Source organism: Couchioplanes azureus (genome assembly GCF_014648355.1).
Classification (GTDB): Bacteria; Actinomycetota; Actinomycetes; order Mycobacteriales; family Micromonosporaceae; genus Actinoplanes; species Actinoplanes azureus.
This window is the reverse complement of record NZ_BMQY01000005.1, coordinates 587,589-613,231: the sequence shown is the minus strand read 5'-3', so window position 1 is coordinate 613,231 and position 25,643 is coordinate 587,589. Positions and strand designations below refer to the sequence as shown.

27 protein-coding genes are annotated in these 25,643 nt (G+C 71.5%); 13 read left to right on the top strand and 14 right to left on the bottom strand.

Features of this window, described 5'->3' with window-relative positions:
* Window positions 1-8: 8 nt before the first annotated feature.
* Window positions 9-839, bottom strand: coding sequence for a TIM barrel protein (locus IEY99_RS21450; RefSeq protein WP_189205776.1), 831 nt, complete (start codon window positions 837-839; stop codon window positions 9-11).
* A gap of 205 nt (window positions 840-1,044) precedes the next feature.
* On the opposite strand from IEY99_RS21450, the gene IEY99_RS21445 reads away from it, so the two are divergent.
* Window positions 1,045-2,157: a M48 family metallopeptidase gene (locus tag IEY99_RS21445; RefSeq protein ID WP_189205775.1), complete on the top strand. Its 1,113-nt coding sequence runs from the start codon at window positions 1,045-1,047 to the stop codon at window positions 2,155-2,157.
* 124 nt (window positions 2,158-2,281) lie between these two features.
* Window positions 2,282-2,818, top strand: coding sequence for a peptide deformylase (gene def / locus IEY99_RS21440; RefSeq protein WP_189205774.1), 537 nt, complete (start codon window positions 2,282-2,284; stop codon window positions 2,816-2,818).
* A gap of 815 nt (window positions 2,819-3,633) precedes the next feature.
* On the opposite strand, the gene IEY99_RS21435 is transcribed toward def, so the two are convergent.
* Window positions 3,634-4,845 (bottom strand): cytochrome P450, encoded by a 1,212-nt coding sequence (locus IEY99_RS21435; RefSeq protein ID WP_189205773.1) that lies wholly within the window; start codon window positions 4,843-4,845, stop codon window positions 3,634-3,636.
* 87 nt (window positions 4,846-4,932) lie between these two features.
* On the opposite strand from IEY99_RS21435, the gene IEY99_RS21430 reads away from it, so the two are divergent.
* From IEY99_RS21430 to IEY99_RS21420, 3 genes are all read left to right on the top strand, one after another.
* A complete protein-coding gene (locus tag IEY99_RS21430; RefSeq protein WP_189205772.1) occupies window positions 4,933-5,160 on the top strand; it encodes a CsbD family protein in 228 nt (75 codons plus the stop codon).
* Between the two features lie 328 nt (window positions 5,161-5,488).
* Complete coding sequence (locus IEY99_RS21425; protein WP_194505967.1) at window positions 5,489-6,094, top strand: hypothetical protein; 606 nt, start codon at window positions 5,489-5,491, stop codon at window positions 6,092-6,094.
* Between the two features lie 129 nt (window positions 6,095-6,223).
* A complete protein-coding gene (locus tag IEY99_RS21420) occupies window positions 6,224-6,784 on the top strand; it encodes a GNAT family N-acetyltransferase (RefSeq protein WP_189205770.1) in 561 nt (186 codons plus the stop codon).
* Window positions 6,785-6,966: 182 nt separating this feature from the next.
* Here IEY99_RS21420 and IEY99_RS21415 read toward each other — a convergent pair whose 3' ends face one another.
* Both IEY99_RS21415 and IEY99_RS21410 read right to left on the bottom strand, forming a co-directional pair.
* The gene (locus tag IEY99_RS21415) at window positions 6,967-7,116 is read right to left on the bottom strand and encodes a hypothetical protein (RefSeq protein WP_189205769.1); all 150 of its coding nucleotides are present in this window, start codon (window positions 7,114-7,116) and stop codon (window positions 6,967-6,969) included.
* A gap of 326 nt (window positions 7,117-7,442) precedes the next feature.
* Entirely contained in the window at window positions 7,443-7,859 is a 417-nt protein-coding gene (locus IEY99_RS21410) for a hypothetical protein (protein ID WP_189205768.1), read from the bottom strand.
* 797 nt (window positions 7,860-8,656) lie between these two features.
* On the opposite strand from IEY99_RS21410, the gene IEY99_RS21405 reads away from it, so the two are divergent.
* A complete protein-coding gene (locus tag IEY99_RS21405) occupies window positions 8,657-9,073 on the top strand; it encodes an antibiotic biosynthesis monooxygenase family protein (protein WP_229799030.1) in 417 nt (138 codons plus the stop codon).
* 9 nt (window positions 9,074-9,082) lie between these two features.
* Here the strand turns inward: IEY99_RS21405 and IEY99_RS21400 are convergent, their stop codons facing one another.
* The 3 genes from IEY99_RS21400 to IEY99_RS21390 form a co-directional block, all read right to left on the bottom strand.
* Window positions 9,083-10,213, bottom strand: coding sequence for a sensor histidine kinase (locus tag IEY99_RS21400; RefSeq protein ID WP_189205767.1), 1,131 nt, complete (start codon window positions 10,211-10,213; stop codon window positions 9,083-9,085).
* The gene (locus tag IEY99_RS21395) at window positions 10,206-10,919 is read right to left on the bottom strand and encodes a response regulator transcription factor (RefSeq protein ID WP_189205766.1); all 714 of its coding nucleotides are present in this window, start codon (window positions 10,917-10,919) and stop codon (window positions 10,206-10,208) included. The genes IEY99_RS21400 and IEY99_RS21395 overlap by 8 nt, the downstream gene beginning before the upstream one ends.
* A 79-nt stretch (window positions 10,920-10,998) precedes the next feature.
* Window positions 10,999-11,742 carry an alanyl-tRNA editing protein gene (locus IEY99_RS21390; RefSeq protein ID WP_189205765.1) on the bottom strand — a complete coding sequence of 248 codons (744 nt, stop codon included), beginning with the start codon at window positions 11,740-11,742 and terminating at the stop codon, window positions 10,999-11,001.
* Between the two features lie 105 nt (window positions 11,743-11,847).
* On the opposite strand from IEY99_RS21390, the gene IEY99_RS21385 reads away from it, so the two are divergent.
* From IEY99_RS21385 to IEY99_RS21370, 4 genes are all read left to right on the top strand, one after another.
* On the top strand, window positions 11,848-12,717 hold the full coding sequence (locus IEY99_RS21385; RefSeq protein ID WP_189205764.1) for a DMT family protein: 870 nt from the start codon (window positions 11,848-11,850) through the stop codon (window positions 12,715-12,717).
* 46 nt (window positions 12,718-12,763) lie between these two features.
* The gene (locus tag IEY99_RS21380) at window positions 12,764-13,384 is read left to right on the top strand and encodes an L-threonylcarbamoyladenylate synthase (protein WP_189205763.1); all 621 of its coding nucleotides are present in this window, start codon (window positions 12,764-12,766) and stop codon (window positions 13,382-13,384) included.
* A gap of 149 nt (window positions 13,385-13,533) precedes the next feature.
* Entirely contained in the window at window positions 13,534-14,658 is a 1,125-nt protein-coding gene (locus IEY99_RS21375) for a citrate synthase 2 (RefSeq protein ID WP_189205762.1), read from the top strand.
* Window positions 14,659-14,801: 143 nt separating this feature from the next.
* Window positions 14,802-16,289, top strand: a complete 1,488-nt coding sequence (locus IEY99_RS21370; RefSeq protein ID WP_189205761.1) for a GGDEF domain-containing protein — start codon at window positions 14,802-14,804, stop codon at window positions 16,287-16,289.
* Here the strand turns inward: IEY99_RS21370 and IEY99_RS21365 are convergent.
* The 5 genes from IEY99_RS21365 to IEY99_RS21345 form a co-directional block, all read right to left on the bottom strand.
* On the bottom strand, window positions 16,274-17,440 hold the full coding sequence (locus IEY99_RS21365; protein ID WP_189205760.1) for a Gfo/Idh/MocA family protein: 1,167 nt from the start codon (window positions 17,438-17,440) through the stop codon (window positions 16,274-16,276). The genes IEY99_RS21370 and IEY99_RS21365 overlap by 16 nt on opposite strands.
* A 60-nt stretch (window positions 17,441-17,500) precedes the next feature.
* A complete protein-coding gene (locus tag IEY99_RS21360) occupies window positions 17,501-18,397 on the bottom strand; it encodes an ATP-grasp domain-containing protein (RefSeq protein WP_189205759.1) in 897 nt (298 codons plus the stop codon).
* A 5-nt stretch (window positions 18,398-18,402) separates the two neighbouring features.
* Complete coding sequence (locus IEY99_RS21355) at window positions 18,403-19,290, bottom strand: hypothetical protein (RefSeq protein WP_189205758.1); 888 nt, start codon at window positions 19,288-19,290, stop codon at window positions 18,403-18,405.
* Between the two features lie 79 nt (window positions 19,291-19,369).
* Complete coding sequence (locus IEY99_RS21350) at window positions 19,370-19,690, bottom strand: hypothetical protein (RefSeq protein WP_189205757.1); 321 nt, start codon at window positions 19,688-19,690, stop codon at window positions 19,370-19,372.
* Between the two features lie 76 nt (window positions 19,691-19,766).
* Window positions 19,767-20,432, bottom strand: a complete 666-nt coding sequence (locus tag IEY99_RS21345) for a DUF305 domain-containing protein (RefSeq protein WP_189205756.1) — start codon at window positions 20,430-20,432, stop codon at window positions 19,767-19,769.
* A gap of 130 nt (window positions 20,433-20,562) precedes the next feature.
* Here IEY99_RS21345 and IEY99_RS21340 point away from each other — a divergent pair, with 130 nt between their 5' ends.
* Both IEY99_RS21340 and IEY99_RS21335 read left to right on the top strand, forming a co-directional pair.
* Window positions 20,563-22,005 carry an LVIVD repeat-containing protein gene (locus IEY99_RS21340; RefSeq protein WP_189205755.1) on the top strand — a complete coding sequence of 481 codons (1,443 nt, stop codon included), beginning with the start codon at window positions 20,563-20,565 and terminating at the stop codon, window positions 22,003-22,005.
* Between the two features lie 142 nt (window positions 22,006-22,147).
* Complete coding sequence (locus tag IEY99_RS21335; protein ID WP_189205847.1) at window positions 22,148-22,657, top strand: class I SAM-dependent methyltransferase; 510 nt, start codon at window positions 22,148-22,150, stop codon at window positions 22,655-22,657.
* A gap of 13 nt (window positions 22,658-22,670) precedes the next feature.
* On the opposite strand, the gene add is transcribed toward IEY99_RS21335, so the two are convergent.
* Window positions 22,671-23,624 carry an adenosine deaminase gene (gene add / locus IEY99_RS21330; protein WP_229799028.1) on the bottom strand — a complete coding sequence of 318 codons (954 nt, stop codon included), beginning with the start codon at window positions 23,622-23,624 and terminating at the stop codon, window positions 22,671-22,673.
* 140 nt (window positions 23,625-23,764) lie between these two features.
* Here add and IEY99_RS21325 point away from each other — a divergent pair, with 140 nt between their 5' ends.
* Window positions 23,765-24,763: an RNA polymerase subunit sigma-70 gene (locus IEY99_RS21325; protein WP_189205753.1), complete on the top strand. Its 999-nt coding sequence runs from the start codon at window positions 23,765-23,767 to the stop codon at window positions 24,761-24,763.
* Window positions 24,764-24,790: 27 nt separating this feature from the next.
* Here the strand turns inward: IEY99_RS21325 and IEY99_RS21320 are convergent, their stop codons facing one another.
* Window positions 24,791-25,609 carry a M15 family metallopeptidase gene (locus tag IEY99_RS21320; protein ID WP_229799027.1) on the bottom strand — a complete coding sequence of 273 codons (819 nt, stop codon included), beginning with the start codon at window positions 25,607-25,609 and terminating at the stop codon, window positions 24,791-24,793.
* Window positions 25,610-25,643: the final 34 nt, after the last annotated feature.

Below are 25,643 nucleotides of genomic sequence, written 5' to 3'. Positions count from 1 at the left end.
CGGGTGGCTCACGTTCCGAGGATCTCCCGGAGGCGGGTGGCACTGCGGCGGACGTCCGCGAGCGGGCCCTCGTCCTGCGGTTCGCCGGCCAGGATCGTGTCCTGCTCCAGCACCCACCAGCCGTCGTACCCGTGCCGCCGCAGCGCCGCCGCGACCCGGACGAAGTCCACGTCGCCCGACCCGATCGGCCGGTACATCCCGGCCGCCACGGCGTCGGTGTAGCTGCGCCGCCCGGCCCGCACGTCGGCCGCCACGCCCGCGTCGACGTCCTTGGCGTGCACGTGCGCGACCCGGTCACCCGCCCGCTCGGCCAGCTCGACCGGATCGGTGCCGCCGATCAGAAGATGGCCGGTGTCCAGGCAGAGCGCGATGTCCGAGCCGTCCAGCACGCGCTGGACCGCGGCGTACGTCTCGACCACCGTGCCGACGTGCGGATGCAGCACGGCGGTCAGCCCTCGCTCGCCCGCCGCGGCCGACAGTCGATCCGCATTGGACAGCAGCCGCCTCCAGCCGGCGTCGTCCAGCTCCGGGCGGGCGTCGTACCCGTCCTGTCCGGTGACGGCCGCGAGCACCACGGTGTCCGCGCCCGCGGCGACGAACCGGTCGAGGTCGACCGAGGGCTCACCCTCGTGCAACACGACCGGGACGAAACCGCCCACCGCGGTCAGTCCCCGCTCCCGCAGGATCTCGTCGCAGGGCAGGAAACCGTCGGGGCCGAACTCCGTCGCGGTCAGGCCGGCCTCGCGCATCTCCCGCAGGACCCGGTCGGCGGACAGTTGGTGGCCCCAGCCCGGCACCTCACAGACACCCCACGAGATGGGCGCTCCGGCAATCCTCATGCTCCTGAGACTGAGCGCGTATCGCGTTCGCGGCAAGGCGTCCGTACCCATCAAAAAGACCTCAGGCTGAGGTCTTGCCCGGACCCATCCGGATCGGCCGAAAGGCAGAGGCGGGCCGCGACGGTTCAGGCTGCGAGCCGATGCGCGCCGGCCGGCCGCGAAGCGATGCTCTAGGCCGTAGAGCCCGTCTGCCCGGAGGGACCACATGACGATCGACGACGAGAACCGGCCCGCACGGCAGCGGGTCACGCTGACCGGCATCAGCTCCCGCGCCTGGGAGCATCCCGCCGACCGCGGCGCGCTGACGGCCCTGCGCGAGCTGCGCGGCTTCGACGACGTCGTGAAGGCGTTCTTCGGCATGTGGAACGAGCGCGGTTTCCGGCTCGCGTACCTGGCCGGTGCCATCCGCGTCGACCACCGCCAGTACCCGCGGGTCTACCAGCGTTTCACCGAGGCCGCGGCCACCCTCGACGTGGCCGAGCTGCCCGAGCTGTACGTCACCCAGGCGCCGATGATCCACGGCGAGGCCATCGGCATGGACCGGCCGTTCATCGTCCTCACCACGGCGGCCGTGGAGAAGCTCGACGACGACGAACTGCGCGCCCTGCTCGGGCACGAGATCGGTCACGTCCGCAGCGGCCACGCCGTCTACAAGACGATCATGATGATCCTCACCAAGTGGGCGACCAACATCAGCTGGATCCCGATCGGCGCCCTTGCCCTGCGCGCCATCATCGCCGCCATGTACGAGTGGTGGCGCAAGGCCGAGCTGTCCGCGGACCGCGCCGGCCTGCTCGCCGGCCAGGATCCCGCGGCGTCGACGCGGCTGCTGATGAAGCTCGCCGGCGGCGGCGACCTCTCACAGATCGACACGGCGGCCTTCCTGGAGCAGGCGGCCGAGTACGAGGGCGGCGGCGACCTGCGCGACAGCTTCCACAAGATCGGCATGACCGCGTGGAGCAGCCACCCGGTCCCCGTCGCCCGCGCCGCCGAGCTGCGCAAATGGATCGACTCCGGGGCGTACGCCCGCATCCTCGGCGGCGACTACGACCACCGTGACACCGACGGCAACGCCTCCGTGACCGCCGACGTCAAGGCGGCGGCGTCGCACTACCGGGAGTCCTTCCAGAACTCGCAGGACCCGCTGGTGACACTGGCACGCCGGGTGACCGGCGGGGCAGCCGACCTGGGCGACTGGGCGGGTACGCAGGCGGGCAAGGCGCGCGACTGGGCAAGCACGGCGGCCGGGGCGGCCAGCCGGGCCGCCCGCCGCACCAGCCGCCCGGACGACACCGACCAGACCCCACCCGCGCCGTAGCCCCCCGGCCGTCACCGGTCGCCCTCCGACCGCTGCCCGCCGTCTCACCCCCCCCCCGTTCGAGGCGGCGGGCGGCTCCGGCCGCTCACCCCGGCGGCTCGACCCGATCTCTACTATTGAGCGCGTGCAGACCCGTGCCGGAACCCCACGACCGATCACCCGCTACGGCGAGCCGGTGCTCCACCGGCGCTGCGCCGACGTGACCGTGTTCGACGACGATCTGCAGCAGCTCGTCGCCGACATGTTCGCCAGCATGGCGGCGGCGGAGGGGGTTGGCCTGGCCGCCAACCAGATCGGCGTCGACGCCCAGGTGTTCGTCGTCGACTGCCCCGACGAGACGGGCACCCGCGTCGTCGCCCACGTGGTCAACCCCGTCCTGCACCTGCCCGAGGACCGCGGCCTGGAGGTCGACGACGAGGGCTGCCTCTCGGTGCCGGGCGTCCGCGCGGAACTCGGCCGCCCGGCCACCTCCTACGTCACCGGCGTCGACATGCACGGCAACCCGACCCGCATCGACGGCACCGGCCTGCTGGCGCGGTGCCTGCAGCACGAGACCGATCATCTGAACGGCCTGCTGTACGTGGACCGGCTCCCCGCCAAGAAGCGAAAGAAGCTCCTCGCCAAGAGCGCCGAGGCACCCAGCGTCGGCGTCACCGAGTAGCCGCCTCCCGGATGCCGCGAGCGTGAGCGGCCCGCGGGCTCGTCCCCGCCGCGACCCGCAGCCGGCGGCCCGCAGCCGGCGGCCCGCAGCCGGCGGCCCGCAGCCGGCGGCCCGCAGCCGGCGGCCCGCAGCCGGCGGCCCGCGGCCCGCAGCCGACGCATCGCTGCCGGACCACTGCGGTCGGCATTCCCGCGGCCGATGCTCCACCGCCGGAGCGCTCCGGTCCTGCGGCCGGGTCCTCGCGGCCGGACCACTTCGGTTGGCAGTCTCGCGGCCGGCTTCGGCGGGCAGCCGGGGTGGTTCGTGTCCTGCCCGAACGCGAAGTTCACGTTTGCCGCGGTTCCTTGGTCGCGGGGGGGGGTCGGTCCGGCGGTCTCCGCCTCCACCGACCGGCTCGCCCTGAGTATCGCTGCGGTCACCCAAGTCCTCGAATGCGGGGATGCCGCTCGCCGACCGGCGACCCCCGGATGACGTTTCGGCCGGTCACCGATGATCGACGGGATGGATGGACAAGAACCGCGCCGGTCGATACTCTTTCTTACGACGCCGTTGCGAGTTCTTCCCCCGTGGAATTCGCAACGGCGCTCCTATTTCTCGAGCAATTGACACAATTACCGACTGCCGGAGGATGGGCAGCCTCACCTCAGGTCACCCCGCCCGGCAGCGCTGCTTGAGCCTCGCCGAGGGCGGCGTCGCCGCAATAATTCCGGCTGACGGCCGCCCATTGCTTCGGCTTTCCGCCGGACGGGTGGCCTGGCCTCAGTTCCCGCTGCCAGGCTGCCTCGCTTCGGCTTCCGCCGGCGGGCTGGCCCAGCTCAACTCACACTGACGGGCAGCGTCGTGTAGCCGCGGATCGCCAGGCTGTCGCGGCGGCCCGGGTCGCCCGCGAAGTCGAGCTTCGGGAAGCGGTGGAGCAGAGCGGGCAGTGCGATCTGCGCCTCCAGGCGGGCGAGCGGCGCCCCCAGGCAGTAGTGGATGCCGCCCCCGAACGACAGGGGGGCGTTGTCCTGGCGGGTGAGGTCGAGGCGGTCGGGGTCCGGGAAACGCTCCGGGTCGCGGTTGCCCGCCCCGATGTACGCCACGATCCGTTCGCCGCCGGAGACGGGTACGCCCGCCAGCTCGATGTCGTCCCAGGCGACCCGCGCCAGCAGCTGCACCGGTGTGTCGTACCGGAGAAGCTCCTCGACCGCGCCCGGCGCCAGGCCCGGGTCGTCGCGCAACAGGGCGAGCTGATCGGGGTTGCGCAGCAACGCGACGACGCTGTTGGCGAGCAGGTTGGTGGTGGTCTCGAAGCCGGCCGCGAAGAGCAGCGCCGCCATGGTGAGGAGCTCGTCCTCGGTGAGCTTCTCGCCGTCCTCTTCAGCCGCGACAAGCGCGCTGATCATGTCGTCGGCGGGCTTCCTGCGGCGCTCGGCGGTCAGCCCGGCAAGATACTCGCGGATGGTGGCGGCGGCGGGATCGGCGATCTCCAGTACGTCGGAGGTGACGGTCTCGAGCACCAGTGTCCAGTCCCGGACGAGCCCCTGGAACTGGGCGCGATCCGGCTCCGGAACTCCCAGCAGCTCGCCGATGACGTTGACCGGCAGCGGAAAGGCGAAGGCCTCGACGAAGTCGACGTCGCCCGCCATCCGGTCGAGCAGGTCGTCCACCATCTCGGTGATCCGCGGTTGCAACGCCTGCACGCGGCGGGCGGTGAAGGAGGAGCTCACCAGCCGGCGCAGCCGGGTGTGATCCGGCGGGTTGATCGTCAAGATGCTGGTGAACAGCTGCCGCAACGCGGGATGGTTCTCCCAGTTGGGACTGAGGAACTCGAGCATGTGCGGCGGCATGTGGCCGAGCCGCGGATCCCGGGTGACGGCAACGCAGTCGGCGTGCCGCGTCACCACGAGCGCCCCGTCGTCGGCGCGCACGAGGGGGGAGATCTCCCGAAGCCGACGATACCGAGGGTACGGATCCTCGCGCCCGGCCGCCCGAGTCAGCTCGCCGAGCAGGGTCGATGCCTCAGCACTCTCCACGATGGCCGTCATGGTGCCGAGCCTACCGGCGAGTAAGTGACCGCCGTCCATGTTTACAGTCGGGTCGAGCCTCGTAAATTTCAGTTTACGGAAGTTGCGGTGCCCGGCATCGGGGGATGCGCAACGGCAGGGCTGCTCAAGGGCAGGGATGCCATCGGCGACGCGACCGGCAACGAGCGGCTCATCACCGAGGGCCGGGCGCAGGCGCAGCGGTTGCGGACGGAGCTGGTCGAGGTCGACCTGCTGCGGGCCTGGGCGGAGCTGGTCGAGGTCGACCCGCTGTGGGTCTGCGCGGAGCTGGTCGAGGTCGACCTGCTGTGGGTGTAGGCGGAGCTGGCGGAGGTCGACCTGCCCCGGGCGCGGGTGGCGGAGGTCGACCTGCTGCGGGCTGCGGGACCGCCGTGCCGCTGGCCGACCACGCGGAGCGCGCGACGGACGGTCGCTGGGTCCGGGTGTATGTCCGGCCGCCGGACCACGCGTTCGAGGCGGACGACCCGGTAGCAATATCCGGTCATTCTTATGACGCGGAATCGCTTTTAACGATATGCAACTTGCAGTCAGCACCATCTGAGACAGCGACGTAGATCGACGGGTTTTCCTTCGGCTGTGACGGTCAACTGGCTTGGGTCACTCGTCACGGCCGAAAGGAAGAGAGATGGCACGTCCGCACATTCCATGGAAGATGCTGGTGGCCGCTTGTCTGGCTATACCTGCCACGGTCGTCGCCGCCACGCCTGCCGCGGCGGCCGCCCGTACCGGTCCGGTCACGGCCGAGGACCGCGTCCTGGAAACGCCCGGCACGATGACGTCCACGGTGTCCGGCACCTTCACCGACGCGACGAGCGCCGCCGGCACGGTGCATGGCACCTTCGCTCCCGAGCGCTTCGAGGTCGCCGGCGATGGGATCGTCGCGGTCGGCCTCCTTGCCGCCACGCTCGTGGACTCGACCGGGGAAACCGTCGGTAGCGAGACGCAGAGCGTGTCGCTACCTCTCCTGTCCGGGACCGCAAGCGCGACCGGCGCGGAGATCCAGGCGTTCTGCCCGATCCTGGATCTGGTGCTCGGGCCGCTGGATCTCGACCTGTTGGGTCTGCGGGTACATCTGGACCGGGTGCACCTGAACATCACCGCGGTTTCGGGGCCGGGTGACCTGCTCGGCAATCTGCTCTGCGCGGTGGCCGGCCTGCTCGATCCCATTCGTCCGCCGCTGCAGGCCATCGTCGACCTGTTGAACCAGATTCTCTCGATCCTGCGATCCTGAACCTGCGCCGACCATGACGTTCCCGTGCCCGGACGCCGGCGTCCGGGCACGGAACCGAACGAACCCATGGATCTCCCACTCGGTGCGATATCGCTGGCGTGCCCGGCTTCCGGCGGTGAAGATCGCGACATGCAGGTCTTCCTGGAAACCGGACGGCTGTCGCTGCGCCCGTTCACCGGCGCCGACGCCGACCACCTCGTGGCACTGGACAACGACCCCGAGGTCATGCGCTTCATCAACGGTGGCAAGCCGACCGGCCGCGAGACGGTCCAGACGACGACCCTGCCACGGTTGTTGCAGGTATACCCGTGCCTCGGCACCCGCGGCTACTGGGCCGCCGAGGAGAAGAGCACCGGGATCTTCCTGGGCTGGTTCGAGTTCCGCCCCGTCAACGAGCACAGCGCCGCCGTGGTCGAGCTCGGCTATCGGCTGAACAAGGCCGCCTGGGGCAGGGGGTTTGCCACGGAGGGTTCGCGAGCGCTGATCGACAAGGGGTTCACCGACCTCGGGGTGGAGCGGGTGACCGCCAACACCATGGCGGTCAACACCGGGTCCCGGCGGGTGATGGAGAAGGCAGGTCTGAGGTTCCGGCGGAACTTCACCGGGGACTGGCCCGAGGCGATCGAAGGTTCCGAGCACGGCGAGGTCGAGTACGAACTGACCCGCGTTGAGTGGGAGCACGGCAGGTAGACGACCACCTCCACCCCGGCGACCGCCGCGAGTCACTCCACAGGTATCGGCGTAGCTCGCGGGCATGCGCATGACCGCTGGGTCGCCCGGCAGGATGGTCTGCGGCCGCGCTACCCCGGCTCACTGCCGTCTGATCAGCCGGGCATCCGGAAACGTCGGATCGCGGTGGCGCCGGATGTGGCTCAGTTACGCCGACGGGCCAGCATAACGACTTGCGGTGTCTGCTCGGCGCCTTCAGCGTGAGGGTGCAGTTGGGCGTGAACGTCGAATCCCGTTCCGGCGAGCACGGCGATCAGGTGCTGCGGGTCGTGACGGTAGTTGGTCAGGGACACGGAACGTCCATAGGCGCTGGTGCGCTCCACGCGCTCGCCGTTACCGGCCTGGAAGGCCGTCAGCAGCCAAGCACCAGGCCTGAGCACGCGGGCGAACTCGCTCCCGCAGGTCGACAGCCCTTCAGGGCCGGTGCCTTTTCCGATCCTATGGCTCCTGCTCTCAGGAATGTTCCATCGATCGTGGCGAACCGCTCAATTCGGATGGGAGCCGCAGTGACTCCCATCCGAACGGAGCTTCCTGGTGGCACCGCGGAGCGTTCTTCACCCTTCCAATGAGGCCGGAAAACTCCGATTAGCCGGAAGGTCTGCGCTGCTGAGTGAGCGGCTCAGTTCTGAGTGACTCGGACCGTTTCGTTGATCTCCGTGTACTGACATTCGAACTGGCCGCACACGGACAGGGCGCCCGAGATGATCGCCTCGCCAGGGCGGAAGAACTCGCCGCCGGGCTGGGCGACCGCCCGCACCGTCACCGCCTGGGGTGCGCCCGTACAGGTAATGGAGGTCGAGCCGCTGCCTTGTGCCACGCCGCCGCCCGAACGCTGCGTGACGGACAGATAGAGATAGCCCGAGGCGCCGGCCGGGCATACGACGGTGACGTTGACATCGACGGCGCTGCCCCGAGCAACCACGGTCGCGGACGTGACGTCGGCGGTCAGCGTACTCGCCGCGCTCGCTGGAGCAGGGAGCATCAGCCCGAACAGTGACAGTCCGAGCAACGTGATGACGGTCAGGAAGCGGCGCATGGTGATCCTCCTGTGGTCGACGAACACGGTGGCGCTGCGCCGACGACAGTAGGCCGGTGTTATGGCGTTACGTATTCAATCGAAAACGGATGGCGACGGAGTCGTTGATCCGACTTCTGCGGAGGCCACCTGACCCGTTTCGGAGCGTCGACGTGACAGCTGACCGAATGCGTTCAGATCTCACATCTGTTCCTGGAAAACTCGCCATGAGCAGCGAGAACAATACTGACGGCATGGCGTGTCGAGGTGTCGTGAGTGGGGGCGCGTGACGGCGCAGTCCGGGTCGTCCAGGCACAGATGCGGGTTCAGCTGCCAGCGCCTCGGCACGGACGGAGCTAATCGTCCTCTCGGACCGCCTCGACGTGAAAAGTATGCGACCACCCTCGGGCCTTCGGTTACGACCACGACGCTGCCCGGTTGCACGCTGAAGCGTGCCTCATGTTGCTCCACCAACCACGACGCTTCGGCTGCGGAGACCCAGCTTCTCCGGTCGGCGACCCTCAGGACAAAGGAGGCGAGCCCCGAACTGGCCGTGCTCGGTGGCACGAACGCTGTGGCAGCGTAGTCCTCTGTAGTTGGCGTCGCCGGAGGGCCGGACGACCGTCCCCCTGTTCGGGAGTCAGCCAAATGACGTGACCTTGCAGGGGTAGATTTCTGCCGAGGTGCATGCACGAAGTCTTCCGTATGCCAACAGTCGAGGCGCCTGAAGACATCCAGGCGGCGGTCAGGTATTGACCTCAAGTCCGGTTGATGTTGGAAGCTCGGCTTCCTTCCAACCCGTAGCCCGGAGGTCAACCATGCCCATCGTCCACCGCGTCGACAAGTTCGTCGTCCCGGAAGCCGCTCGCGAGGAGTTCTGGCGACACGTGCACCGCACACATGGGATCCTGCGCAGCCAGCCGGGCTTCCTCGAAGACACTCTGTTGGAGCAGCACTCCGGCCCCGGGCGCTTCAACGCGGTCACGATCATCCGCTGGTCGTCGGCCGACGACCTGCCCGCCGCCCGGGCCGCTGCGGAGGCCGGTCACCGCGCGGCGGGATTCGAACCCGCAGAGTTTTTCGACCGCGCCGGGATTGAGGCGGATGTCGCCAACTACGTCGAGGTAGAACGTGCACTCGGTGTCGTCTCGGCCGGCACCGGATCACCTGTCGTATCCACTCTTGGTGACCTGGCAGGCCGGTCCACCGCGACGCCGGAGCAGAGTCGGGGGTGAACGGCGAACTCAGAGTCGAACCGCCGGGGGGCGGTTCGGAGCCGAACCGCCGGAGAGGGACGGCGGCGTCGGGTCGGCGGGGCCGATGGGCGGGAGCCGACGGGCGCCGTGTCTTGCCGGAGCCGGCGACAGTGGCAGCCGGACCTCGAACCGGCAGCCCACCGGGGTGTTGTCGACCCGCACCTGTCCGCCGTGCGCCTCCACCAGCCCGCGGACGATCGCGAGGCCGAGCCCTCCGCCGAAGGCGTCCTCCTGGGGCTCGGGCGTCCGTGCGCGCTCACCGCGGAAGGCCACGTCGAAGACCCGCGTGAGATCCGGCTCCGGTATGCCGCCGCAGGTGTCCGAGACGGCGAGCCAGGCCTCGTTGGCCTGGACGCCCGCATTGATCTCGACCCTCCCGTGCCGCGGGGTGTATCGGACGCTGTTGACCAGGAGATTGGCGACCACTCGGGTGAGCTCCTGTTCGCCGGCCATGATGACCGGCCATTCCCCGCCGGGGGCGACCACGGTGACGCCGCGGCGCGCCGCCAGGGGTGCCGTCGTCGCCACGGCGTCCGCCACCACGTCGGCGAGGGAGACGCTCGACAGGGTGAGGTGCAGGGCGCCGGCGTTGATGCGCGACAGCTCGAAGAGATCGTCGACGAGCTGACTCATGCGGTCGGTCTCGACGCGGATGCGATGGTGATATTCGGCGACGGTCTCCTGGTCGCTGACGACCTTGTCCTCGAGGGCCTCCGCCATCGCGCGCAGCCCGGCGAGCGGCGTGCGCAGGTCGTGCGAGACCCAGGCGACCAGCTCCCGGCGGCTCGCCTCCATCTGCCGCTCCCGCTCGCGGGCCTGGACCGACCAGACCGAGGCCGCGGCGAGCCGGCGTCCGAAGGTGGTGCCGACCGCGAGGCTGACCGTCGCGGACGCGAGGACGGTGATCAGCACGACCTGGAGGTCGTGTGCCGACAGGAACATCGCCTGGGCGACGGCGGCGATGCCCGCGACCACCGAGGCCACGGTGATGGTGAGCATGACGCAGATGTGCATGATGATCGAGCGGCGTCGCAGCATCCGCAGCGACAGCTCTCCGATGACGCCGACCAGGGTGCCCGCCGCGAGCGCGTACAGCGCGATGAGGATCAGGTCACGCATGGTCGCCCACCCGTTCGAAGCGGTAGCCGGCGCCGTACGAGGTGAGGATGCGCTTGGGTGAGTCGGCGGCGGGCTGGATCTTGGCGCGCAGCCGGGCCATCGCGGTGGTGACGGTCCCGGCCTCGCCCACCGACCAGCCCCAGACCCTTTCGAGAAGCTGCTGATGGGTCCAGGTGCGGCCGGCGTGGCTCATCAGGAAGACCAGCAGGTCGAACTCGCCCTTGGTCAGTCTGACGGGGGTGCCGCCGATGGTCACGACGCGCCGTGAGGTGTCGGCGACCAGGTCGCCGTCGACCAGCACGGGCTGGGGTCGGTCCGCCTGGCCGGCCCGCCGCAGGATGGACCGGATCCGGAGAGTCAGCTCCCGGGGGGAGAACGGCTTGGTGACGTAGTCGTCGGCGCCGGCCTCCAGGCCGAGGACGCGGTCGGGCTCCTCGCCCAGTGCCGTCAGCATCAGCACCGGCAGGTCGGGCGCGTCCCGGCGGAGCCGGCGGCACACCTCGATGCCGTCGATGCCGGGCATCATCAGGTCGAGCACCACGAGGTCGGGCAGCTCGGCGGAGGCGGCGGCGAGCGCCGCCTCGCCGTCGGCGGCCAGCCGGACCCGGCAGCCGTCCTGCTCCAGGTATCGCCGGACGACGTCGCTGACGGTCGGATCGTCGTCGACGACGAGCACGTGGTGGGTCACGACTGCGACGCTACCCATCCCACGGGCCCGGTGGGATGGTCTGACTCCTTACCGTCTTCTGACGAATGGCCGGCCCAGACGCGTCCGGCGGACACGATCAGGCCAGTTTGATCCGTACGCGTCGGTTCTGCCGGCCTTTGCTCTCCACCTTGACGACCTGGACCCGGCCCACCTGGGCGGTCGACGCGACGTGCGTGCCTCCGTCGGCCTGGACGTCGAGGCCGACGATGTCGATGACGCGGATCTCCGGGTTTTCGAGCGGTGGCAGGGCATCCTGGGTGCGGACCAGATCCGGGATGCGCAGGGCTTCGTCGCGGGGCAGGACGCGAGCCACGATCTTGCGGTCGGCGGCGATCTCCGCGTTGACGGCGTCCTCGAGCGCCTGCTTGAAGCCGGGCGGCACCTCGGGCAGGTTGAAGTCCATCCGGGCCTCGCCCGGCTGCATGTTGCCGCCGGTGACCAGGGCACCGAAGTCGCGGAACACCGTGCCGCAGAGGATGTGCAGCCCGGAGTGGGTACGCATCAGGGTGCTGCGCCGTTCGTCGTCGATCGCGCCGCGGACGGTGGTGCCGGCTCGCGGTACGGGGTCGCCCGGCGCCGGAATCAGGTAGAGGTCGTCGCCCTTGCGGGTGTCGACGACGCGGGTCTGGACGCCTTCCCAGAGCAGGACGCCGTGGTCCGGTGGCTGGCCGCCGCCTCCCGGGTAGAAGGCGGAGCGGTCGAGCACGATGCCCGCCTCCGGATCCGCGGGATCGGACCAGACGACTGTGCAGTCCCACTCGCGGATCGCCGGGTCCGTCCAGTCCAGACGGTGAGTGTGTCCGTGTTGCGCGAAACTCATGCGTGCAGAGTAGGCCCGCGGTACCGCGCAAGCCGTACGGGGACTCGGCGAAACTACCGCTCGCGGACGACGCGCCGGTGGCCGGTGGGCGCATAGGTTCTCGTCGTGGAAGTGTCGGAGATGCCCCTGATCGCGGTCTCGCTCTGCGTCGCTTCCGCGCTGTCGTACGCGGCGGCCGCGGTTCTTCAGGAGCGGATCGCGGACCGTCCGGCGACCGTACTGCTGCGCACGTCGTCGTGGTGGGTGGCGATCGGTCTGAACGGTGGCGGTGCGGCGCTGCATGTCGTCGCGCTCCGGTACGGCCCGCTGTCCCTGGTCCAGCCGCTGGGCGTGATCACCCTCGTGCTGGCGGTGGCGCTCGGCGCGTGGCGCATGCGGCGGGCTGTCACGAGATCGGAGTGGCACGGCATCGCGCTGACCGTGGCCGGCCTGGGCGGCATCATGGTGCTCGCCGGCTCGGCCGGGGACGTCGGGGTGCTCAGCGCCGGGCATCTGATCGGACTGCTGCTCGTGGCCGCCGCGGTGCTCACGGCGCTCGGCGGCTGGAGCGCGGTGCCCGGCGCCTCGGGGCTGTGGGCCGCGGCGGCCGGCGGGGTCGCCTTCGGCGTCTCGTCCGCGCTCACTCAGACGGTTGCCGTGCACATCGCCGGGTACGGGTTCGGCGCCCTGCTGCGTCCGTTCGTCGCCCTGGCCGCGATCGCCGTCGGGGTGCTGGCCTGCGCCGGCCTGCTCTTCGCCCAGCGGTCGTACCGGGCCGGGCTTGCGGCGCCGCTGGCGGTCGTCGCCCTGGCCAACCCGGTGGCCGCGGCCACCGTCGGCCTGGTGCTGCTCGGTGAGCGGATCGTCGGCGGCACAGTCGGCGTCGCGGTCGCCGGGATGAGCGCGCTCGCGGCGGGTACGGGGGTGGCACTGCTGTCCCGGGCCCGGGCCGACGAGATCCCCCCCGTCGGCAGCGCCTATGCCGAGACGAAATAGGTGCGGGACGCGGCCACGCCGCTCCCGCGCGATCTAGGCTTTCCGGGTGGCCAAGTACTTCGACGTTCACCCGGACAACCCTCAGGCCCGGGCCATCGCCCAAATCGTCGGCGTGCTGCGCGACGACGGATTGATCGCCTACCCGACGGACTCCTGCTATGCGCTGGGTTGCCGGATCGGCAACGCCGCCGGGATCGACCGGATCCGCGAGATCCGGAATCTGGGCGGTGGTCACCATTTCACCCTGGTGTGCCGGGACTTCGCTCAGCTCGGCCAGCTCGTGCAGATCAACAACGCCGTCTTCCGCGCGGTCAAGGCGGCGACGCCGGGCAGTTACACGTTCATCCTGCCGGCCACCCGGGAGGTGCCGCGGCGGCTGTTGCATCCCAAGAAGAAGACCGTCGGGGTACGCATCCCCGAGCATGCGGTGACCCAGGCGATCCTCGCCGAGCTGGGGGAGCCGCTGCTCTCCAGCACCCTGCTGCTGCCCGACGAGGAGGAGCCGCTCACCCAGGGCTGGGAGATCAAGGAGCGGCTGGACCACGCGGTCGACGCGGTGATCGATTCGGGGGAGTGCGGCACGGTGCCCACCACCGTCGTGGATCTCTCCGAGGGCACGCCGGAGGTGCTGCGGGTCGGCGCCGGCGATCCGGCGCGCTTCGCCTGAGCCCGGCGGCCGACAAGCCAGGGGAGCGGCATGGTGAGGGCTGGCGGCCCGATCCGGCAGACTCACGCGGTGTGACATTTTCCCCACGCTCGAACGGCCTGACCAGCCGTAGGATTCGAGATCCACCGATGCGTTCACCGGGAGTCACCATGCTGACCGTTCCCCCTGGCCTCGCCGGAGTTGTCGCTTTCGACACCGAGATCGCGGAACCCGACCGCGACGGCGGGTCCCTGCGTTACCGCGGCATCGACATCGAGAAGCTCGTCGGCAAGGTGTCCTTCGCCGACGTGTGGGGGCTGCTCGTCGACGGGGACTTCGGCTCCCCGTTGCAGCCCGAGGAGCCGTACCCGCTGACCCTGCGCTCCGGCGACGTCCGGGCCGACGTGCAGGCGGCGATCGCGACGGCGGCGCCGGCCTGGGGCGCGCGTCCGGTGATCGACATCGACGATGCCCGGGCGCGGGCCGACCTGGCGCGGACGTCGGCCACCATGCTCTCCCTCGTCGCCCAGGGCGCGCGGGGTGGCGAGCTGCCGGCCGTGCCCCGCCAGCGCGTCGACGAGGCGTCCAGCATCGTCGAGCGGTTCATGGTCCAGTGGCGTGGCGAGCCCGACCCCCGGCACGTCAGCGCGATCGACCGCTACTGGATCTCGGCGGCCGAGCATGGCATGAACGCGTCGACCTTCACCGCTCGGGTGGTCGCCAGCACGGGTGCCGACGTGCCGGCCGCGATGTCGGCGGCGGTCGCGGCGATGTCCGGCCCGCTGCACGGCGGCGCGCCGTCGCGGGCGTTGCACATGGTCGAGGCGGTCGAGCGGTCCGGCGATGCCCGGGCGTACGTCAAGCAGGTGCTCGACAGCGGCCAGCGGCTCATGGGCTTCGGCCACGCGATCTACCGCGCCGAGGACCCGCGGGCGCGGCTGCTGCGCGCGACCGCCAAGGAGCTGGGCGCCCCGCGGTACGAGGTGGCGAAGGCGCTGGAGGACGCGGCCCTGACCGAGCTGCGCGAGCGCAAGCCGGACCGGGTGCTGGAGACCAACGTCGAGTTCTGGGCAGCGATCATCCTGGACTTCGCCGAGGTGCCGGCGCCGATGTTCACCTCCATGTTCACCTGCGCCCGGACCGCGGGGTGGGCGAGCCACATCCTCGAGCAGAAGCGCCTCGGGAAGATCATCCGCCCGTCCGCCGACTACGTGGGCGTGACCGACCGGAGCCCGTCGGACCTCGCCGGCTGGGAGGACGCGATCAAGCGGAACGCGGGACGCGCCTACCTCTGATCATTTCCGGCGACGGAGAGGCGAGCGCGGCACAGTACGCACAAACGGGCGGCGGTCCGCCAGCGGAAAGGTGACCCGAGGCGCAACCCGTTAGGGAGCGCACAACCGCTCATGTGCCCGCCGGAACCTGACGATGGTCCGGCGTGGCCCGGTCCGGCGTTCGCCTCTTCCTGCTGGTGATGTTCGTCGTCACCCTCGTGGAGACGGCCGTCTTCTACACGCTCGCCGGCGAGCTCATCCACCTGGTCACGTACGCCACGCTGTGCGCGCTGGCCTGGTGTTCCGTCCTGCGGATGGGGCCACGGCGACAGCACCGCCCGCGGCCCCGGCACCGCTCGGCGCCCGCCCGGCAGCTGGTGGCGCGGGTGACGGTGGCCGAGCAGCGGGGGCGGGAGCGGCTGCCGTGGGCGCTCGTCGCCGCCGGGATGACCCTGTGGTTCGCCGGGGACGCGTACGAGCTGGTGGCGGCGCACTTCCTCGGCGGCGTCCCGGCCGTGGGCATCGCCGACGCGTTCTGGCTGGGCGGATATCCGCTGCTGGCGGCGGCCCTGGCGCTGATGGCACGGCGCCGGGCGCCGGGGCGGTTGCGGGGCGCCGTCGTGGACGCGCTCACCCTGACGGTCGCGGCCGGCGCCGTCAGCTGGCAGTTCATCATGAAGCCGCTGGCCGAGGGCTTCGCGCTGGCCGAGTCCGCGGTGCCCCTGCTCTATCCCTTCGCCGACGTCGTCCTGCTCAGCGGTGCGCTCGTCGTGGCGATGTCGCCCGGCGTGCGGACCGCGCCCACCCGGCTCGTGCTCGCGGGGGCGATGTGGTTCCTGAGCATGGATCTGGCCTGGAACGTCCTGCCGTACGTGCTGTCCGAGGAGCTCTACGGCCGCCTCAGCGCCGCGGTACTCTTCGGCAACGCCCTGCTCGTCGCGGCCGGGATGCACCCCGCCCGGCTCGAGCTCACCAGTCCGGGCACGGAGGTCACGGTCCTGCACCCGGCCCGGATCTTCTTCCTGGCCATCGCGCTCATGACGGCTCCGCTGCTCACCCTCGTCGCCGATGACAAGATCACCGCGGTGGTGGCCTCGGCGGCCTGCGCCCTGCTGGTGATCGTCCGGTTCACGACCGCCGTACGCGAGCAGGAGCGTGCCCAGGCGTTGCTGGCGCAGCAGGCGCGCCGCGACCCGCTCACCGGCCTGGCCAACCGCTCGGTCCTGCGGGACCGGCTCGCCCGTGCGGTGCCGGCGCCGGACGACCCGGTCGCGGTCCTCTACCTCGATCTCGACGGCTTCAAGGACATCAACGACAGGTACGGCCACGAAGCCGGGGACGCGGTCCTGCTCGCGATCGCGGAACGGCTCTCCGCGGCGGTCCGCGAGCAGGATCTCGTGGCCCGGCTCGGCGGCGACGAGTTCGTCCTGTTGCTGCCGGGCGTGGCGGCCGACGAGGCGGTGCGGCTCGCCGAGCGGCTGCTGACCGAGATCGCCTGGCCGGTGCCGTACGAGGGGCACCAGCTGGTCGTCGGCACCAGCATCGGCATCGCGGCCCGCGACGTGGCCGGCGACGAGGCCCTGCTGCGCGTCGCCGACGCGGCGATGTACCGGGCCAAGCAGCTGGGGCGCGGCCGCTACGTGCTCAGCTGAGCCGGCGTCACCCAGGCGCGGGTCTCGGCGGACACCGCCATCGCGTCGAGGACCTCCGCGGCGCGGACCGCGTCGTCGAGGGTGGCACCGTACGGCCGGCCCTCCGCGATCGAGCGCAGGAAGTGCCACGCCTCGATCACCTTGAGGTCGTCGTACCCCATGGCGTTGCCGCTGCCCGGCTGGAAGGCCGCGTACTCGCCGTGGCCCGGCCCCACCAGAACCGTACGGGTGGGCTGGTCCTGGTAGTCGCCGCCGGTGCTGACGGCCAGCTCGCCCAGGCGGCGGAAGTCCCACGCCACCGCGCCGCGGGTCCCGTGCACCTCGAAGCCGTAGCTGTTCTGCTCCCCGACGGCGACCCGGCTCGCCTCCAGCACGGCCCGCGCCCCGGACGCGAGCCGCAGGTGCGCCGCGACGTAGTCCTCGTTCTCGACGGGGCCCGGCTCGCCGCCGGCGGCCCGGGTGTGCCCGGCGGTCGCGCCGGTCGGCCGGGGGCGCTCGGGCACGAAGACGGCGGTGTCGGCGACCAGCGACTCGATCTCGCCGAGCAGGTGCCGGAGCAGGTCCACGCCGTGGGCGGCCAGGTCTGCGAGCACGCCGCTGCCGCCGCGGGCTCGCTCGAAACGCCAGCTCAGCGCCCCGTCCGGGTGGGCGGCGTAGTCGCTGAAGAGGCGGAAACGCGCATGGGTGACCGCGCCGAGCTCGCCGCCGGCGATCAGCTCGCGGGCGGCGGCCACGGCGGGGGCGTGGCGGTAGTTGAACCCGACGGTGCCCTGGACGCCGGACTCGCGGACCGCGGCGGCGACCGCCCGGGCGTCGGCGGCGGTGAGGCCGACCGGCTTCTCGATCCAGACGTGCTTGCCGGCCCGGGCCAGCGCGACGCCCATCTCGCGGTGCAGGAAGTTCGGGGCGCCGATGCTCGCCGCCCGGACCGCCGGGTCGGCGAGCAGCTCGCGCCAGTCACGGGTGGCGGTCGCGAAGCCGTAGCGCTCGGCGGCCTCCTCGGCCCGGCCCGGCACCTCGTCCGCGACGGCCACCAGCTCCGGGCGTACCGGAAGATCCGGGAAGTGATGCAGAACCCGCAGGTAGGACTGGGTGTGCACGCGGCCCATCCAGCCGAACCCGGCGACCGCGACGCCCAGGGTTTTCCTCATGCGCGGAGCGTATGAGCGCCGAGGACGGACGGCCAAGGCCGCCGGCCCCTCAATACGACCTCAGGACCGGGCGCGGGCGAGGATCGCCTCGGCGTAGTTGGCACACTGCTCGGGGAACAGCGGAAGGAACTTCACCGGGGCGACCATCTCCACCTCGAGCAGCAGCAGGCCGGAGGGGGACGCCGGGTCGATGATGAAGTCGAGCCGCACCGACAACGGCTCGTTGACCAGCAGCTTGCGCAGCTCGGCGTACGCGTGCCGGATCACCCGCTCCTGCTGGGCGGTGAGCCCCGGGTACGGCTGCGGGTCCGGGTGGAACGCCCGGGGGCTGTCGCCGGGCCGCAGGATCGCCGCCTTGGTCACGGCGTGCGAGATCGTGCCGTCGAGCGTGACGACGCCGAGCTCCCGGTGGGCGTCGATGGCCGTCACGTACGGCTGCACGAGCGCCGGCCCCAGCTCGCGCAGGTAGGCGACCAGGGCGGACAGCTCGTCCATCGTGAACTCCCGGGCGCCGAGGGTGCCGCCGGAGGCGATGGGCTTGGCGACGACGGTGGGCCGGGAGGCGTCCGCCGCGGCGAAGACGGCGCGCAGGGTGGCGGCGTCCGGCTCCTCGACCAGCGTCGACGGCACTATCGGTACCCCCGCGGCGCCCAGCTGTGACAGATACCGCTTGTTCGCGCCGAGGGCGATCGCGTCGAGCGGGTTGAGCAGGCGGGTGCCGTCGAGCTCGCGGTCCCACAGCCATTCGTCGAAGGCGGGCAGTCGCGTCCACATGCTCCATGGCGACTGCAGCACCACCGCGCCGTAGCCGGCCCACTCGACCCGTTCGGCGCCGTCCCAGGTCACGACGTCGCAGGTCGCGCCGCGCTCGCGCAGCTCCCGTGCCACCAGCGGGGTGTCCTCGTCCCGCCAGTGTGGTTCGGGGAACCGGTGCGAGGTGACCAGGGCGATCCGCATGCTCGTCAGCGCACCCCGGCGATCCGCGGCCGCCCGCCGGTCGGCTGCGCCCAGGACGGCACCTCCCGCCGCGGCCGGATCTCCTGGGTCGGCCCGGCATCCTGGGTCGCCAGGGCCTGCGTGGTCTCGGAGGCGGGGGAAGGGACCTGGCGCAGGAGGGCGCGGGCTCGCTCCGGCAGCGCCTCCCAGGCCGCGTCGGCGCGCGCCTGTGCGGCCGTCGCCTCGTGGCGCAGGGTCCGGACCGCGGCGGTCGCCACGTCGGCGGCCTGCCAGGCGGCCTCCTCCCCGGTCAGCGCCTGCTGGTACGCGGCGAAGCGGTGACTCGCCGTGGCCCGGGCGAGGGCCAGCTCCTGGGCGAGCGGGTGCAGCGCCGGATTCCAGCCGTTGCGGTACGTCAGCGCGTCCAGCAGCTGGGTGTCGGACAGGTCACCCCGGCGGTAGGCGGCCTGCGCGGCCCGGCGCAGGGCCTGTGCCCGCTCCGCGACCTCCTCGGCCGACGGCGCGGTCTCCGGGGTGGCCCACGCCGCGGCCCGGCGGGCCCGTTCGAGGCGCGCGTCCGCGTCCTGCCATGCCTGCCAGGCGCGCTCCACCTCGGCCTGGGCCTGCTGGCACCGCTCGCGGCGCCGCTCGGCGGTGGCGGCCGCGCCCTGCGCCGCCACCGCGACCTCCGCGGCGTACCGGATCGTCTCCTGGGCCAGCCCGGCGCGGCGCCGCAGGTCGGCGCGCCGGCGCGCCGCCGACTCCGCCAGCCACGCGGCGATCTCCCGCGGGCGGCGTACGCCCGCGGGCAGGGCGAGCGCGCCCAGCGCGACCGCCGCCAGCGCGAGGAGCGCCAGCCAGATGACCGCCACCCGGCCGCTGGTGTCGCCGAGGAGCTCGAGCGTGAAGTCCATGTCCCATTCCTTATCCGCCGATGACGCCGCTAATCGATGACCCCCGGCTACGTCTGAAGGCCGGGTCCTGCCGGATCGATCAGGCGGCGGCGGGAGGCGCCCGCGGCCCGGCGACGGCACCACCGGACCGGCCGTGCAGGTGGGCGACCGCGACCGGGGCACCGGTCGCGGGCAGCGGGACCGCCTCGGCGGCGGCGACGGGCGGGCTCGTGGCGAGGGCCGGGGACTCGACCAGGACGGGCGGGGTGTCCTCGGACGCCTCGACCGCCGGGGCGGCGATGGCGGTGGACGGGGCAGCGGGCACCGGCTCCGCCGCTGGGGCGGTGGCAGCCGCGCCGGTCAACAGGGCGAAAAGGATGGAGGTGGCGAGCGACAGCCGGAGCACACCATTCCCCTTCACACCGGACAACCTATCCACGAACGCCGTGCCGGCGCATCCGCCGGAAGGCGGACGTGATCGATGTAACCGCGGCCGCCTATCCGGCGGACAGCTGGTGCATCCGGCGGATCTCGCTGCCCTGCTCGACCGCCATCTCGTTGGCCAGTTCGCGGAGCGCCGGGTCGGCGCCGCCGCCGAGCGCGTCGCCCGCCATCTGGATCGCGCCCCGATGATGAGCGGACATCATCCGGACGAACTCGCGGTCGAAGGCCGTCCCGGTGAGCCCGGCCAGGGCCGCCATGGCGGCCTCCGACTGCATACCCGGCATCGTGCGGTGATCGTGTGCGGGGTCGCTCGCGGGCAGCTTGCGGTCCCGCAACCATCCCTGCAGCCATCCGACCTCGGGGCTTTGTGCTGCGCTGATCCGCTCCGCCAGGGCCCGGAGCTGCGCGTCGGCGGCGCGGCCGGGTGCCAGCTTCGCCATCTCGATCGCCTGTCCGTGGTGGACGATCATCATCTGGACGAAGGCGGTGTCGATCGAGTTGTAGGTGGACCCGTCGGGTGCGCGCACCTTGTCGGAATCGGTCACGACCGCGGAGTCACCCGGTCGTCCCGGCAGGATGACGCGTTCCGGCGGGCCGGAGCTGACCCGGGGTGCCGCGGCCGGAGCGTCCTCCCCGGAGCGTGCCGCCAGTACCGTGCCGCCCGCGCCGAGGGCCACCACGACGACACCGATCAGCATCAATGTTCTCTGCCGGTTCATCGAATCCTTTCAGTTTCGCAACGCGGTTCCCTGGCAACGCCCAGGCGCACTATCGTAGCGACGAAGGTGAATGCGCACCGACAGTGACAACACCTTGACCCGCGGTGCGTGGACAGCCGGAAGGAGCTCCATGAAGCACTCTGCCCCACGAGGGCGGCAGCTCAGGCGCCTGGCGTTCGCCGGTGCGGCGGTGGTCGTCGCCGGCTTGCTGGTGGCGCCCTCGAGCGGTATGGCACAGACGCCGGCCGATCCCGGCACTCCGCCCGGCGTCGACGAGGTCGCCAGCACGCCGAACATCAAGCAGGTCGCGTACCTGCCGAAGACCGGTCCCTTCGCCAACTCGACCAACTCGGACTGGGCCTTCCAGGGCCACTACGCCTTCGGCGGCAACTACAACGGCTTCACCGTCTACGACATCAAGAACCCCAAGGCGCCCGTGGTGGCGGCCCAGGTGCTCTGCCCCGGCTCGCAGAACGACGTCTCCGTCACCGGCAACCTGCTCTTCCTGGGCACCGACTCGCAGCGCACCAACGACTCCTGCGACAACACCGCGTCCACGACGGCCGCACCCGGCGACCGCTGGGAAGGCATCAAGATCTTCGACATCAGCGACCCGGTGACGCCGAAGTACCTCAAGTCGATCAAGACCGACTGTGGCTCGCACACGCAGACGCTGGTTCCCGGCAAGGCGGGCGACGACTCGGCCTACATCTACGTGTCGTCGTACAACCTGGCCGCGGCGGACCTGCCCAACTGCGCGCTGCCGCACGACAAGATCTCGATCATCCGGGTGCCGCTGAAGGACCCGGCCGCGGCCGCGGTCGTCGCGACGCCGGTGCTGTTCCCGGACGGTGGCAACCCGGGCGGCCCCGGCGAGGAGCAGCAGCCGACCACCGGCTGCCACGACATCACGGCGTACCCGGAGAAGGACATCGCGGCGGGCGCCTGCATGGGTGACGGCGTGCTGTTCGACATCTCGGTCCGCTCGGCGCCGCGGGTGATCACCACCGTCCGCGACACCGTCAACTTCTCCTTCTGGCACTCCGCGACCTTCAACAACAACGCCACCAAGGTCGTCTTCACCGACGAGCTGGGCGGCGGCGGCATGGCCACCTGCAACCCGGAGATCGGCCCGAACCGCGGCGCCGACGCGATCTACGACATCGTGGGCCGCGGCGACAAGCGCAAGCTGGAGTTCCGCAGCTACTTCAAGATCCCGCGGCTCAACACCGAGTTCGAGAACTGCGTGGCCCACAACGGCTCGCTGATCCCGATGCCGGGCCGCGACATCATGGTGCAGGCGTGGTACCAGGGCGGCATCTCGGTCTGGGACTTCACCGACTCCCGGGCGCCCAAGGAGATCGCGTACTGGGAGCGCGGCCCGCTGTCGGCCACCCAGTTCGTCAGCGGCGGCTCGTGGTCGGCGTACTGGTACAACGGCTTCATCTACTCCAACGACATCGTCAAGGGCATGGACGTGCTGGAGCTGAAGGACATCCGCACCAACCTGGCCCGTAGGGCCCGTACCGACGAGTTCAACGCGCAGACACAGGACAACTTCCGTAAGTGGTGACACCCTGAGTCACAGGCCCGGCCCCCTCGTGCGGCCGGGCCTGTGCCGTTCTGGCAGGGTCAGCGAGGTGGACAACCTCTGGCTGGAGAAGCTCGCGCAGGACCCGGGCCACTCGAAGTGGTACATCGAGCGGTTCCGCACCATGGCCGCCGAGGGTGCCGACCTCGCCGGCGAGGCCCGCCTGATCGACGCGATGGTCCCGCGGGGCTCGCGCATCCTCGACGCCGGCTGCGGCACCGGCCGCGTCGGAGGTCACCTCGCCGCGGCCGGGCACGACGTGACCGGCGTCGACCTCGATCCCGAGCTGATCGCGGCCGCCCGCGAGGACCACCCCGGCCCCCGCTGGCTGGTCGGCGACCTGTCCGAGCTCGACCTGCCGGAGCGCTTCGACGCCATCGTCTCGGCCGGCAACGTCATGGCCTTCGCGGCGCCCTCCACCCGCGTCGAGATCCTGCGCCGCATGCGTACGCACCTTGCCGGGAACGGCCGGGCGGTGATCGGCTTCGGTGCGGGCCGGGGCTACGACTTCGACGACTTCCTCGCCGACGCCGCCACCGCCGGCCTGGCGCCCGGGCTCCTCCTCGCCACCTGGGACCTGCGCCCGTTCACGCCCGGCTCCGACTTCCTCGTCGCGATCCTCGACCCGCGCTGACTACCGCGCCTGATCAATCCGGGGCCAGCGCGGCCAGGCGGGCCCGGGTGGCGTCGTCGCAGAGGGCACCCTCGAGCCCTGCGCGGTAGGCCGCCTCGGCCGTGACGCCGAGGCCCGCGGCAAGCGCGTACTCCGTGGACAGGTCGGTGTCGAACAGGGCCGGGTCGTCGGTGGAGATCGAGCAGGCGACACCGGCCGCCACGAGGCGGGGCAGTGGGTGGTCGGCGCCCGTCACGCCCAGCCGGCGGTTCGAGGTGGGACAGACGTCCAGGACGATGCGGCGCTCGGCGAGCTCGGCGAGCAGGTACGGGTCCTCGGCGGCGCGGATCCCGTGGCGCAGACGGCTCGCGCCCATCCGCAGCGCGGAGCGGATCGAGGCCGGACCGGCGAGTTCGCCCGCGTGGGGCACCAGGCCCAGCCCGCCGTCGGCGGCGATGCGCATCGCTTCGGCGTGCGGGGCGTCCGGGTAGCGGCCCTCGAAGCCGGCGAGGCCGAAGCCGACCACCCCGCGGCCGGCGAACCGTACCGCCGCCCGCGCCACCGCGGTGCCGAACTCGGGATCGCAGCCGCGGTACTGCTCCGGCGTCAGCCGGACGATCACTCCGTGCACCTGCTCGGCCTCTGTGGCGCCCGCACAGTAGCCCTCGAACATGGCGTCGAGCCCGATCTCGGCCACCTGCTCCGGCTGCGGAGTGAAGATGCCCTCCACGTACACCGCACCGTGGCGCCGCGCCTCCTGCGCATAGTCGACCACGATCTGCCGGAGATCCTCGGGCGTCCGCAGGCAGCCCATGACCAGGTTCCACACCTCGACGAAGTGGGCGAAGTCGCGGAAGGCGAACAGCCGGGCCAGTGCCCGCGGATCGTCCGTCGGCAGTGTCACCCGGTTCCGGCGTGCCAGCCGCAGCAGGGTAGCGGGCCGGACGGAGCCCTCGAGATGGAGATGCAGTTCGATCTTCGGAGTCACGCGGCATTCTGGCACGGAGACCGGCGCGCCGGGTCCGGCCCTCACCGCATCCGCCGTGCCGACCGACCCGGACTGATGAGTTGTCGCGCCCGCACCCGTCATACCTCCGACGGGACACGACGAGGCGGAAGGATGACGTGATGGGTACGGACACACGGCTGGAGGAGCTCGGCATGAGCGGTCCGGGCGAGATGGACGAGCCGGCGTTCTCGGGAATGGCGGAGCGGCACCGGCGGGAGCTGCACGTGCACTGCTACCGGATGCTCGGGTCGTTCGAGGATGCCGAGGACACCGTGCAGGAGACGTTCCTGCGGGCCTGGCGGCGGCGGGAGACGTTCGAGGGGCGGTCGACGTTCCGGGCCTGGCTGTACCGGATCGCCACCAACGCCTGCCTGGACCTGCTCGCCAAGTGCCGCCCGGAGCCGGCGACCGGCGGCGAGGTGCGGTGGCTGCAGCCCTATCCGGACCGGCTGCTCGACGAGCTGCCCGCCGGCGGCGCGGACGAGCCGGAGACCGTCGCCGTGGCGCGGGAGACGATCGAGCTGGCGTACCTGGTCGCGGTCCAGCACCTGGCGCCACGCCCGCGGGCCGTGCTGATCCTGCGGGACGTGCTCGGCTGGCCGGCGAGGGACGTCGCGGAGCTGCTCGGGGACTCGGTCAACTCCGTGAACAGCGCGTTGCAGCGGGCCCGCGCCGGCCTGCGGGACCACCTGCCCGCCGAGCGGCAGGACTGGACCGGCGGCGAGGAGGACGCCCGGACGCGGGAGCTGGTACGCCGCTACACCGACGCCAGCGTGGCCACGGACGTCCCGGCGCTCGCCGCACTGCTGCGCGACGACGTACGGTGCTCGATGCCGCCCACACCGGGCCTGTACGTCGGCCGCGACACGGTGGTGAACGACTGGGTCGAGAGCGGCTTCCCGGACATGCAGCACCTGCGCGCCGTCCCCACCGCCGTGAACCGGCAGCCCGCCGTCGCGTTCTACCAGTGGCGCAAGCGTGAGGGGGCGTACCTGGCGCTGACGATCGACGTCCTGCGCATCACCGGCGGGGCGATCACCGAGATCGTCACGTTCCACGCCGACCAGTTCCCACGGCTCGGGCTGCCGGAGCGCCTGCCGGCGGACGGCACGGATTAGCCGCTCGAGGGGAAGTGGCCCCGGTGGTCAGCGGTCGGTGGTGCTGAAGTGCATGTAGTCCTTGAGCGTGCGCCAGCGGCCGCCCCAGGACAGGCCGTTGGTGGTGAAGGCCCGGACCGCGCCCGCGGCGTGCATCATCCCTCTGCGGTACGCGGCCCGCGCCAGGAAGTCCGTCCCTGAGCGCGGGTCGATGTAGGAGCCTCGGATCATCGGGTTCTGCACCGGGTTGACGTCGATCGCCAGCCCGTACGCGTGCTGGGAGAGCGTCTTGCTCCCGGCCACCCGGCGGCAGCTGTAGCCGGAGGTCACCGTCGCCATGTCGGTGATCCACGGCGCGTTGACGGACATCGGGCTCATGCCCATGATCCGGAAGCGCATCCGGTAGAGCGACAGGAACGCCCGCTGGATCCGCTTGGCGATGGTCTTGTGGACCACGATGCTGCCGGCTCGGGTGATGCCGTAGAAGTCGATGTACGTGACCCAGACCTTGCGCAGGTCGGCGGGCAGCACGGGGCACTTCTTGCGGGGATCCCAGTTCACCGCGGCCGGGGTCACCCGCTCGATCGAGGACCGCCAGCCGGTGAGGGGCACGGCCGGCTTCCCGACGTGCAGCACGCCGTCCACGCTCGGCTGGTGCGGCTTCAGGATGCCGTTCCAGGCGCGGAGCTGGGCCGGGGTGATGCCGTACACGGCGGCGATCTCCTTGATCGTCTCGCCGGGCCGGACCACGTGGTACCGCGGCGTCGAGGCGGCCGGGGACGCGGGTGCGGCCGGCGCGGCCGAGGCGGGCAGGTCACCGGTCAGCAGGACGAACAGGGCGGCGAAAAAAGCGAAAAACCTCTTCATCCGTACCATTACGCAACGTACGGCCATGATCATG